General features: G+C 57.7%; 12 protein-coding genes. 2 read left to right on the top strand and 10 right to left on the bottom strand.

All coding sequences use genetic code 11. From position 1 onward, the window contains the following. Window positions 1-158: 158 nt before the first annotated feature. From artJ to SOM48_RS03280, 6 genes are all read right to left on the bottom strand, one after another. On the bottom strand, window positions 159-890 hold the full coding sequence (gene artJ, locus SOM48_RS03305; protein WP_023481799.1) for an arginine ABC transporter substrate-binding protein ArtJ: 732 nt from the start codon (window positions 888-890) through the stop codon (window positions 159-161). Between the two features lie 168 nt (window positions 891-1,058). Continuing rightward, on the bottom strand, window positions 1,059-1,727 hold the full coding sequence (gene artM, locus SOM48_RS03300) for an arginine ABC transporter permease ArtM (protein ID WP_023481628.1): 669 nt from the start codon (window positions 1,725-1,727) through the stop codon (window positions 1,059-1,061). Continuing rightward, window positions 1,727-2,443 carry an arginine ABC transporter permease ArtQ gene (gene artQ / locus SOM48_RS03295; RefSeq protein WP_320511424.1) on the bottom strand — a complete coding sequence of 239 codons (717 nt, stop codon included), beginning with the start codon at window positions 2,441-2,443 and terminating at the stop codon, window positions 1,727-1,729. The genes artM and artQ overlap by 1 nt, the downstream gene beginning before the upstream one ends. 6 nt (window positions 2,444-2,449) lie before the next feature. Beyond that, entirely contained in the window at window positions 2,450-3,181 is a 732-nt protein-coding gene (gene artI / locus SOM48_RS03290) for an arginine ABC transporter substrate-binding protein ArtI (RefSeq protein WP_023481785.1), read from the bottom strand. Between the two features lie 19 nt (window positions 3,182-3,200). Continuing rightward, window positions 3,201-3,929, bottom strand: coding sequence for an arginine ABC transporter ATP-binding protein ArtP (gene artP, locus SOM48_RS03285; protein WP_128483284.1), 729 nt, complete (start codon window positions 3,927-3,929; stop codon window positions 3,201-3,203). 209 nt (window positions 3,930-4,138) lie between these two features. Continuing rightward, complete coding sequence (locus SOM48_RS03280) at window positions 4,139-4,654, bottom strand: lipoprotein (RefSeq protein ID WP_054804033.1); 516 nt, start codon at window positions 4,652-4,654, stop codon at window positions 4,139-4,141. Between the two features lie 100 nt (window positions 4,655-4,754). On the opposite strand from SOM48_RS03280, the gene SOM48_RS03275 reads away from it, so the two are divergent. Further along, entirely contained in the window at window positions 4,755-5,600 is an 846-nt protein-coding gene (locus SOM48_RS03275; RefSeq protein WP_076769624.1) for an N-acetylmuramoyl-L-alanine amidase, read from the top strand. Between the two features lie 35 nt (window positions 5,601-5,635). Further along, window positions 5,636-6,196: a WG repeat-containing protein gene (locus SOM48_RS03270; RefSeq protein WP_241658759.1), complete on the top strand. Its 561-nt coding sequence runs from the start codon at window positions 5,636-5,638 to the stop codon at window positions 6,194-6,196. A gap of 5 nt (window positions 6,197-6,201) precedes the next feature. Here the strand turns inward: SOM48_RS03270 and SOM48_RS03265 are convergent, their stop codons facing one another. The 4 genes from SOM48_RS03265 to poxB form a co-directional block, all read right to left on the bottom strand. Then, window positions 6,202-7,215, bottom strand: a complete 1,014-nt coding sequence (locus SOM48_RS03265) for an NAD-dependent epimerase/dehydratase family protein (protein ID WP_054804032.1) — start codon at window positions 7,213-7,215, stop codon at window positions 6,202-6,204. Between the two features lie 90 nt (window positions 7,216-7,305). Beyond that, window positions 7,306-8,742 (bottom strand): DUF2867 domain-containing protein, encoded by a 1,437-nt coding sequence (locus SOM48_RS03260; RefSeq protein ID WP_320511423.1) that lies wholly within the window; start codon window positions 8,740-8,742, stop codon window positions 7,306-7,308. A gap of 9 nt (window positions 8,743-8,751) precedes the next feature. Continuing rightward, window positions 8,752-9,750: a low-specificity L-threonine aldolase gene (ltaE, locus tag SOM48_RS03255; RefSeq protein WP_320511422.1), complete on the bottom strand. Its 999-nt coding sequence runs from the start codon at window positions 9,748-9,750 to the stop codon at window positions 8,752-8,754. A 38-nt stretch (window positions 9,751-9,788) separates the two neighbouring features. Continuing rightward, window positions 9,789-11,507, bottom strand: a complete 1,719-nt coding sequence (gene poxB, locus SOM48_RS03250; protein WP_128483282.1) for a ubiquinone-dependent pyruvate dehydrogenase — start codon at window positions 11,505-11,507, stop codon at window positions 9,789-9,791. Window positions 11,508-11,624 lie beyond the last annotated feature (117 nt).

Below are 11,624 nucleotides of genomic sequence, written 5' to 3'. Positions count from 1 at the left end.
AGGCCTGATAAGCGAAGCGCCATCAGGCATTTGTGCCGAGTTAATTGCCGGATGGCGGCTCCGCCTTATCCGGCCTACAAAAGCGCGCCATCTGGCATTGGTGTGGGATGTAATTGCCGGATGGCGGCTGGCGCCTTATCCGGCCTACAAAGAACGGCTTACTGCGGGAACCACTGATCGCTGATTTTCTGGTAGGTGCCGTCGGCTTTAATCGCTTTCAGCGCAGCGTTCAACTTCTCCAGCAGCGCTTTGTTATCCGGGCGCACAGCGATGCCAAGACCGGTGCCGAAATATTGCGGGTCGGTCACTTTCGGCGTTGCCACACCCAGCTGCGGGTTGGTTTTCAGCCACTCATTCACCACGGCGGTATCACCAAACACCCCGTCGATACGGCCATTTTTCAGGTCGATAATCGCGTTCTGGTAGCTGTCATATGCCACGGTGGTCACTTCCGGGTGCTTATCCTGCAAATATTTCTGATGGGTGGTGCCATTTTCCATACCGATGCGTTTGCCCTTCAGATCGTCGAAGGATTTAAAGGCATCTTTTTTGGCAATCACCAGCGCGGAGTTGGCGTAATAGGGGTCGGTAAACGCCACCTGTTTGCTACGCTCAGGGGTAATGTCCATCCCGGAGATCACCGCGTCATACTTCTTAAATTTCAGCGCCGGGATCAGGCTGTCGAAGGCGTGATTGGTAAAGGTGCAATTGGCCTGCATCTGCTTGCAGAGCGCGTTCGCCAGATCGATATCGAAGCCGACAATCTTATTGCCCGCATCCAGGGATTCAAACGGGGGATAGGTCGCCGACACGCCGAAGCTGATCTTATCGGCCGCAAAGCTCCCTGCGGAAACGGTAGCGAGAAGGGCGGCCAGTATCATTTTTTTCATGAGTAAACTCCTGTCTGTCTATCTTATTGTTGTTACCCGGAGGCATGGGATTAACAATGCCAGTGTATGAATTTATATGCAACTATAATGCTTATTTATTTTATTGGGGGTAAAAATAAATGCGAGTAATGGGGTCATTAGCTCGCCTCTACAGATTACCTATGCAGTTTAGTTGCGCCGCTCAAAGGCCAGCGCTTTGCGCTCAATCAGGCGCATCATCAGCGTCAGCAGGCCGTTTACCACCAGATAGATTAAACCGGCTGCGCCAAACACCGTCACATCGTAGGTGCGTCCATACAGCAGTTGCCCGTGACCCATCACTTCCATCAAGGTAATGGTGTAGGCCAGCGAGGTACTTTTAAATACCAGCACCACTTCGTTCGAGTAGGAGGAGAGGGCACGTTTAAACGCGTAGGGCAGCAGGATCGCCAGCGTATCTTTCTTACTCATCCCAAGCGCGCCGCAGGATTGCCACTGCCCATCCGGGATGGCGCGAATAGCACCGTAGAAGAGCTGCGTGGTATAAGCCGCGCTGTTAAGCGACAGCGCAATGAGCGCGCAGAGCCACGGCTCAGAGAGCAGACGCCAGATCGCCGGATAGTTCTGCAAAGAGGGGAACTGCCCCGGCCCGTAGTAAATCAGGAAGATCTGCACCAGCAGCGGCGTGCCGGTAAAGAGCGTGATATAGGCGCGGACAATCTGCGTCAGCACCGGCGTTTTCAGCGTCAGCACGATGGTGAAGAGCAGTGAAAGCACCAGCGCCACAATCAGCGAGGCCACCGTCAGCGTCAGGCTGGTGTGCAGGCCTTTGAACAGCTCGGGCATAAACTCAAGCATTATCCCGGCCTCCGTTCAAAGCGCGTCGCGCGCAGATCGATGCGTTTCAGCACCCACTGGCTGAGCAGGGTGATCACCAGATAGATCGCCGCCGCCACGATATACCAGGTAAACGGCTCCTGGGTGCGGGTAGCGATACTTTTGGTTTGCAGCATCAGATCGTTAACGCTTATCAGCGACACCAGCGCGGTATCTTTCAGCAGCACCAGCCACTGATTACCGAGCCCAGGAAGCGCGTGACGCCACATCTGCGGCATCACCAGGCGAAAGAAGATCGCCCCTTTCGATAAGCCCAGCGCCTGGCCCGACTCGCGCTGACCCTCAGGCACCGCTTTTAACGCACCGCGCAGGGTTTGCGAGGCATAAGCCGCGTAGAGCAGGGAGAGGGCGATCACGCCGCAGAGGAACGGGCTGACGTCGAAATTCTCAATCTGCATCTGTACCGGGATCTGCACAACGCCGAGGTTGAGAATAAAGCCGTCCGACAGCAACAGCAGTAGCTGTGAGGAGCCGAAATAGATAAACAGCACCACCAGAATCTCTGGCAGGCCGCGTAAAATCGTCACCAGCGCGGTGCCGATCCAGGCAATCGGTCGCCATTTGACCGACTCCCAGACGGCAAAGATCATCGCCAGCACCAGGCCGATGATCAGCGCGCAGACGGCAAGGCCGACGGTCATCCCGGCGGCGCTTGCTAATGGAAACATTTCATTCATTCAGTATTACTTCTGGAACCATTTGCTGTAGATGGTCTGGTAAGTCCCATCTTTCTTCACTTTTTCCAGCGCGGCGTTAAATTTCTGCTGCAGCTCGGTGTTACCCTGGCGTACCGCGATACCGAGGCCGGTGCCGAAGTAATCTTTGTCAGTCACTTTATCGCCGACGGCGGCCAGTTTGGCGTCAGACTTCAGCCACTCGGTCACTACCGCCGTGTCGCCGAAGACGGCATCAATACGGCCATTTTGCAGATCCAGACGCGCGTTCTGGTAGCTGTCGTAAGGCACGGTGGTGATTTCCGGGTGCTTATCGGTGATGAATTTCTGGTGCGTGGTGCCATTCTGCACGCCGACACGCTTGCCTTTCAACTGGTCGATGCCGGTGAATTTACCCTTTTGGCCGACGAACAGCGCAGAGTTGTCGTAATACGGGGTGGTGAACAGCACCTGTTTTTCACGCTCCGGCGTGATATCCATCCCGGCCATTACCGCGTCGAAGCGGCGGAATTTCAGGCTCGGGATCAGGCTGTCAAAGGCCTGGTTGGTAAAGGTACAGGTGGCGTCGATCTCTTTACACAGGGCGTTCGCCAGATCGACATCGAAACCGACGATTTTGTTATTGGCGTCGGTCGATTCAAACGGAGGGTAGCTCGCTTCGGTGGCGAAACGGATGGTCTGGGCTGCTGTAGCGCTAAGGCTGATGCTGGCAACAAGTGCGGCGATCAGTAATTTTTTCATTGTCATTATTCCCGAGTCTTCAGTGAGATAGGTAGTATTTAAACGCGTCGGTCTGCGGCGCGGCAAAGCAGCCCGCATCCCCTTGCTCAACAATGTGACCATTTTCCATATACACCACGCGACTGGCCGTCTTGCGCGCCACTTCCACTTCGTGGGTCACGATAACTTGCGTAATACCGGTTTGCGACAGCTCGCGAATGATGCTGACGATCTGTGCCGTGATCTCTGGATCGAGCGCGGCGGTTGGCTCATCAAACAGCAACACCTGCGGCTCCATCATCAGCGCGCGAGCAATTGCCACGCGCTGCTGCTGGCCGCCGGAAAGGTGCAGCGGATAGCGATCGCTGTAGGGCTTCAGGCGTAAACGTTCGAGCAGCTTCTCGGCGCGCGCCAGCGCCTCATCTTTGCGTAATCCGAGCACGCGGCACGGCGCTTCAATCAGGTTCTGCTGCACGGTGAGATGCGGCCAAAGATTATATTGCTGAAACACCATGCCCACATTCTGGCGCAATTCGCGAATCGCGTTATCAGAAGGGGTTTTGGCGAAATCGAAATGATTGCCTGCGATGGTCAACTGGCCAGAGCGCGGCATTTCGAGCAGGTTAAGCACGCGCAGCAGCGAGCTTTTCCCCGCGCCGCTTGGGCCGAGCAGCACCAGCGTTTCACCCTGCGGGCACTCCAGTGTGATATCGAACAGCGCCTGGTGTGCGCCGTAGAAGCAATTGATGCTGTTTAATTTAATACTCATCGAAGCAGTCTGATAGCAATTGAGGCCGCAAATAGTAACGTTGACAGAATAGTTATGCAATATTTGTGCGTTAAAACTTAAAAATAAACCAAGTTACTACATAAAGTTAGCACATATCACTGGTCGGTGTGGGAACCAGGCATAAATGTCGGCATTCCTCACAGAATGCCAGACATTTTACGGGGGTTATTGATGAGTTTAGTCAATACTTAGCGGTGCTCGACCGACTGGCGCAGCGTGCCGGCCGGGGCATGCACCGTGCCGCCGAGGTAGCGCACATCATCGACCGCCCAGCACTGGCCTTCGCGGATCATCAGTACCTCGTCCTGCCAGCGCTGATCGCCTTTGGTCAACGTCACGCGCAGCGGGATATTGCGCGCGTCGCTGTTGGGGATGGTTGAGGCGCTGGCGACATCCGCTTTCTCCGGTGCCAGGTTACGGCTGGAGAACGGGTCGCCCTTCAGCAGCACGTTATTACGCGCGTCGCGGCTGGCGGCGGTAAGCATTTTGCTCAGATCGTCACTCAGGTAAGGACGCAGCGAAGACCAGTTAGCGCCCGGATGTTCAATGCGGTAGTCATAGAATTGCTGTGCCACACTGTCTGGGCCGCCTTCAACACAGGCACCGACGCGTGCGCCGGTATCTTTGAAAGCGGGCTCAACGGTGGTACAAGCGCTTAACAGCAGCGCGCACGGCATAACAAGAGTCAAAACTGAATAGCGCATAATGATTTCCTTATTTCTGTTCAGAAGTCGCAACCTTTCAAGAATAGTGTATTGCTCTCATAATGTGTCTGGTAACGCATTGATGGTTAAAAGGAGAAGCATGAAAACGTGGGGAATAGTGCTACTGGCGCTGATACTGGCAGGCTGTGCCAGCGATAAAAAAGATGACAACAAAGGCGTTATTGAGAAACCTGGCTATCAACTGGTGACCCGTTATCAGGCGCAAGCGGCTTATCCCCGCATCAAGGTGCTGGTGATCCATTATACGGCAGATGATTTTGATGTCTCGTTGACTACACTGCTCGGCAAAGATGTCAGTTCGCACTACTTAATCCCGGCCAATCCGCCGCGAGAAAAGGGCAAACCGCGCATCTGGCAGCTGGTGCCGGAGCAGAAACTGGCGTGGCATGCGGGGGCCAGCTTCTGGCGTGGATCGACGCGCATTAACGACACTTCAATCGGCATTGAGCTGGAAAACCGCGGCTGGCAGAAGACGTCGGGCGGCAAAACCTTCGTTCCTTTTGCGCAGGCACAAATCAATGCGTTGATTCCGCTGGTAAAAGATATCGTCGCGCGTTACAACATCCCGCCGCAGAATGTGGTGGCGCATGCGGATATCGCCCCGCAGCGCAAAGACGATCCCGGCCCGCAGTTTCCCTGGCAGGTGCTAGCCGCGCAGGGGATTGGCGCCTGGCCCGATCCGGCGCGCGTGGCGTTTTACCTCAATGGCCGCGCGGAGTACACGCGGGTCAGCAACGCGGCACTGCTCGACCTGCTGGCGCGTTACGGGTATGACGTCAAATCGTATATGACACCGCTGCAACAAAAGCGGGTCATCATGGCATTTCAAATGCATTTTCGCCCGGCGAAGTGGGACGGCGTAGCTGACGCCGAAAGCTTAGCGATCGCCGAGGCTTTACTGGAAAAATATGGTCAGGCAGAGTGATCTCTGCCGACCGGCTTATGACGAGGTCAATGGAGATGGGTTTACGCATCCTTACCGGCGCGCTGCTGATGGCGGCTTTTACCGCCCACAGTGCGCCGACACCGCCCTTTAGCTGTGCTTACTGGGATAAAAAAACGGACAACGTCGAGACCCTCGCTAACTGCGCCACCCTGCAGGAGGGCAAGCTGCTGTTTCTGCCGGAGCTGTTCGAGAAGAGCCAGGCTGTGGATGGCATGTCGTGGGTTGGCTTATATGACTACACCCGCGAAGCGGGGCTACCGGATGCCGACTACTATGTCCGCGCGCCGGATCGCTACCTGCCGGTAGTGCATTTCGATAACGGGCCGGACTGGTTTGTCGAAGGGCTGGTACGCGCCCGGCAGAATGGCAAAGTGGGTTACTGGGACGATTCGTTTCGCAACCATATTGCGCCGCAGTTTGATTACGCCTGGCAGTTTCAGGAGGGTAAAGCGCTGGTCTGTAACGGCTGCAAGCCGCAGCGCGAGGGAGAACATATGGCGCTGGGCGGCGGTGAGTGGTTTTACATCAATAAAAACGGCCAGCGGGTTTCCGAGATCAGGTCCGGGCCGTTTTAAGTCCCTTAGCGGTGCAGCTTGCCGTGATCTTTTAGCCAGAACGCCGTGCGTCTGATGCCCTCATCGAGCGTCACAATCGGCGTGTAGCCCAGCTCCTGCTGCGCGCGTTTGATATCCAGCGTGAAATCAAAATTGAGCTTCGACACCCCGTAGTGCGTAAAGGCGGGCTCTTTCGCGCGCTTGTCGCCGAAGCGCTCCATACTGCGGGCCACCATATCCAGCATGGTATAGGGCACGGAGCGAATACGGCAGTCGATACCCAGCTCATCGATCAGTGTCTGCACAATGGTGCGCAGCGAGCGCGGTTCGCCGTTGGTGATATTAAAAGCGCGCCCGGAGGGAAGGGCGTCGCATTCCGGCTGGCTCGCCAGCCACATCGCATGCACCGCATTTTCGTAATAGGTCATATCGACCAGCGCATCCCCGCCGCGCGGCAGCAGCACGCTGCGGTAGTGCTGCATCATCTGCGCCAGCCGCGGGATAAAGACTTTATCGTGCGGGCCAAACAGGCTCTGCGGGCGCAAAATGGTAAAGCGGGTTTGCGGGTTCGCCTGCGCCAGCAGATCGATTACCTGCTCACCGGCGGCTTTACTGCGGGCAAACTCGTTGGCGAAACGCCGCGGGCGGAAGGCTTCGTCAATGTCGCGGTGGTGGTGATAGTCGAAATAGAGCGACGGCGAGGAGATATGGATAAAGTTACGCACGCCCCAGGCAACCGCCCATTCGCCGAGACGGCGCGTGGCGCGCACGTTGGCGAGATCAAACGCTTCCTGAGTACCCCAGGGCGAGGTGAAACTCGAGCAGTGCCACAATGTATCGATACCCGCGAGCATCACTTTCGCCTGCGAAGAGACCAGCTGGGTTAAATCCGCCGGTACAAACTCAGCGCCCATCTTGCAGAGCAGCTTGCCCATCGCTTCGTTGCGGCCCGTCGCCCGGACTGCAATGCCTTTTTGCCGCAGATATTCGACCGCGTTTCGGCCTAAACCGCTGGTTGCGCCCGTGACCAGAACCTTCATAGCAATCCACTGTGTTAAGCGTTTATCGCGCGCATTCTTTCGTGAATCACGTCCTGATGCAATGGGATTGTTAAAAGAAAGGCGATGGGCTCAGACTTTTTCACTGCCTTTTTCCGCAAGGCTGGCGATACGTTGCGCCATACCGCGAAAAATAAACAGATGCGCCGGAAACATCAGCAGCCAGTAAAAAAGCCCCGGCATACCGTGCGGATGCCACCAGGCGCGCACATCCAGCACCCGGCAATCACCCTTATCCGTCACGGTAAAAACTAACCGCCCAAGCCCCGGCGCTTTCATGCCAAACAGCAGGGCAAGCTGCTGCTCCGGCTCAACGATAATCACTTTCCAGCTGTCTACCGCATCGCCAACCTGCAAATAAGGGCGTTGCGGCCGCCCGTGCGCCAGCTTATGGCCGATAAGCCTGTCGAGCGCGGCGCGGGTTTGCCACAGAGGATTGCCAAAAAAGTAGCGCTCTTGGCCGCCGATACCGTTGATCACCTGCCATAACGCCTGCGCGCTGGCCTGGGTGGTGACGCTAAAACCGGCTTGCTTCGGGTAGTAGCCATATTGCGGCCGCCAGCGGGAGAAAGCCTGCGGATCGTAGCCCCAGTCGCTGGAGTTCACCAGCTTCTCCTCCTCCCTGAGCGTCCGGCGCACCGCTTCATCAAAGGAGATTAGGGTTTGCGGAATTAACGCGCGCAGGGCGCGGTCATCCGCCAGCAGGTCATGTTTCAGCCCCTGGATTAACGCTTTCGCAATAGAGGGCGGCACGGAGGTGATGAGGTGTAAAAACCACACCGAGATAAGCCGCGTCGGCAGCGGTAGCGGGATCAGCGGGCGCTTGACGCCGCTCACCGCCATAAAACGGATAAATTGCTGCTGATAGGTGAGCACTTCCGGCCCCGCGGCTTCAAACACCCGGTGCGTATCGGTCGGATGGTTGAGCAACTCAAGCAGGTAGTGCAGCAGATTCTCCAGCGCGATGGGGGTAGTGCGCGAGCGCACCCAGCGCGGTGGGGTCAGCACCGGCAGGTTGAAGACCATGTCGCGCATCACCTCAAACGCCGCCGAACCGGCACCAACAATGATCCCGGCGCGCAGCTCGGTGACCGGCACGCCCGCGGCGCGCAGCAGATCGCCGGTGTGCTGGCGGGCCAGCAGATGATCGGAGTCGCTTCCCTCGTGGGCTTGCAAAGAGCTGAGATAGATCACCTGTTTCACACCGGAGCCTTGTAGCGCATCGCGCACATTAAGGGCGATCTGCCGCTCATGTGCGACAAAGTCGCCGCTCTCGCCCATGCTGTGCACCAGATAGTAGAGGGTATCGACATCCTCCAGCAGCGCGGGCAGCGCCTGCGGCCAGAAGAGGTCAATCTCATGCAGCGAGACATTCGCCAGCGCCAGCTTTCGCAGCCGCCCTAAGCGCCGCGCCGCGGCTTTAACCTGATGACCCTGCTCACTGAGGGCTTGTACCAGCCGCTGCCCGATATAGCCGCTGGCACCGAGCACTGCTATGCGCTGCGCCACATTTGCTCCTTAGCGCTGCAAAAAGGCCTGCCAGTGGCGAACCACCTCGCCAAGCTGCTGGCGGCTGACATCAAGATGCGTCACCAGCCGCACCACGCTGCCTGCGGTGATCGTCACCCCGCGCTCGCGCATAAACGCGCCCAGCGCCTGGGCGTTATCGCCGACGCGAACAAACACCATATTGGTATCGTGGCGCATCACGTTGACGCCGAGTTCGCGCAGCTGTGTCGCCAGCCAGGCGGCGTTCTCATGATCCTCTTTCAGCCGTTCAACGTTATTTTTCAGCGCATAGAGCCCGGCTGCGGCCAAAAAGCCCGCCTGGCGCATGCCGCCGCCTGTCATCTTGCGCCAGCGGTTAGCGCGGACGATGTAGGCTTTATCACCGACCAGCAGCGAGCCAACCGGCGTGCCGAGACCTTTGGAGAGGCAGATGGTAAAGGAGTCGCAATATTGCGCGATCGCTTTCAAATCGCAGCCATACTCCACCAGCGCGTTAAAGATGCGCGCGCCGTCAACATGCAGCGCCAGCCCGCGCTCGCGGGTGAAATTCCAGGCCTGTTGCAGGTAGTCGCGCGGCAGCACTTTGCCGTTATGGGTGTTTTCAAGGCTCAGCAGTTTAGTGCGGGCAAAGTGGATATCGTCAGCTTTGATTTTGGCCGCGACCTTATCCAGCGGCAGCGTGCCGTCGGCGGCAGCATCAATCGGCTGGGGCTGAATACTGCCCAGCACCGCCGCACCGCCCGCTTCGTAGAGATAATTATGCGCGCCCTGGCCGACGATGTACTCTTCGCCGCGTTCGCAGTGGCTGAGCAGGGCGACCAGGTTAGCTTGTGTGCCGGTAGGTAAAAAGAGGGCGGCCTCTTTGCCGCTCAGTTCAGCGGCGTAGGCCTGAAGTTCGTTAACCGTTGGGTCATCGCCATACACATCATCCCCGACCGGGGCGGCCATCATTGCCTCCAGCATGGCGCGTCCAGGTCGGGTCACGGTGTCACTGCGTAAATCAATCACGGCATTTCCTTATCTTGCGATGGGTAATGCCCTCTGTTTTACCTGAGCCAGTTGGTTTTCGCCAGTTCAACCACCTCGTCGCCGCGCCCGTTAATGATCGCGCGCAGCATATAGAGGCTGAAGCCTTTCGCCTGCTCAAGTTTGATCTGCGGCGGCATGGCCAGCTCCTCTTTGGCGACAGTGACGTCAATCAGTACCGGGCCATCAATGGCGAAGGCACGCTGTAGCGCCTCGTCAACGTCGGAGGATTTCTCTACGCGAATGCCGGTGATGCCGCACGCTTCGGCGATGCGGGCAAAGTTTGTTGCCTGCAATTCGGTGCCATCGGTCAGATAGCCGCCCGCTTTCATCTCCATCGCCACAAAGCCGAGAACGCTGTTGTTAAAGACGACAATTTTCAGCGGCAGCTTCATCTGCGCCACTGAGAGGAAATCGCCCATCAGCATGCTAAAACCGCCATCCCCACACATCGCCACCACCTGGCGCTGTGGGTAGGTGGCCTGAGCGCCAATCGCCTGCGGCATGGCGTTGGCCATTGAGCCGTGGTTAAAGGAGCCAATCAACCGGCGTCTGCCGTTCATCTTCAGGTAGCGCGCGGCCCACACGGTCGGGGTGCCGACATCGCAGGTGAAAATGGCGTCATCATCGGCGAAATCACTGATGCGCTGGGCCAGATATTGCGGGTGGATCGCCTTGTCGCTCGGCTTCGCCAGATCGTCCAGCCCTTTGCGGGCATCGCGGTAGTTCTCCAGCGCTTTATCGAGGAAGGCGCGATCCGTTTTCTGCTCCAGTAGCGGCACCAGCGCTGCCAACGTCGCTTTGATATCGCCGACCAGCGCCATATCGACTTTACTGTGCGCGCCAAGGCTCGCCGGGTTGATATCGATCTGGATGATCTTCGCATCACTCGGGTAGAAGGCGCGGTAGGGGAACTGGGTGCCGAGCAGTACCAGCGTGTCGGCGTTCATCATGGCGTGGAAGCCGGATGAGAAGCCAATCAGCCCGGTCATGCCAACATCAAAGGGGTTGTCATACTCAACGTGCTCTTTGCCGCGCAGGGCGTGAACAATCGGCGCGTTGAGCTTACCGGCGAAGGCCAACAGCTCTTTATGCGCACCGGCACAGCCGCTGCCGCACATCAGCGCGACATTGCTGGAGTAACGCAGCAGTTGCGCCAGCTTTTGCAGCTCCTCCTCGGCGGGAACCACCACCGGCTGCGGGGCGCGATACCAGTGGCTGCTGGCGCTTTCCGGTGCCGCCTGCAGGGCAACATCGCCGGGCAGCACCACGACGGAGACGCCGCGGTTGAGGATTGCTTTGCGCATGGCAATCGCCAGCACTTGCGGGATCTGTTCCGGGTTGGAGACCAGCTCGCAGTAGTGGCTGCATTCACGGAAAAGCTCCTGCGGATGCGTCTCCTGAAAATAGCCGCTGCCGATTTCGCTCGACGGAATATGCGCGGCAATGGCCAGCACCGGCACGCGGTTGCGGTGGCAGTCAAACAGGCCGTTGATCAGGTGCAGGTTGCCCGGCCCGCAGGAGCCTGCGCATACCGCCAGTTCGCCCGAGACCTGCGCTTCGGCGCCTGCGGCAAAAGCGGCCACCTCTTCATGGCGGGTGGGCATCCAGTCGATGGTGCCCATGCGGTTCAGGCTGTCGCTCAGCCCGTTGAGGGAGTCGCCGGTGACGCCCCAAATCCGTTTTACGCCCGCCTGTTCGAGGGTTTTGGCGATATACGCGGCCACTGTCTGTTTCATATTGAGGCTCCTTTTTGTGATCACGCTTACAAGCTTAGACAATCAACAGGTAACGAGGCGGGAATATTATATCCATAAGTGAAACAGGGGTTTATTTTGACGATGAACAGGCATAGG

The organism is Kosakonia sp. CFBP8986 (assembly GCF_034044935.1).
Taxonomy (GTDB): domain Bacteria; phylum Pseudomonadota; class Gammaproteobacteria; order Enterobacterales; family Enterobacteriaceae; genus Kosakonia; species Kosakonia cowanii.
Note: the sequence above shows the minus strand (reverse complement) of the source record. Positions and strands in the feature narration are given on the sequence as shown.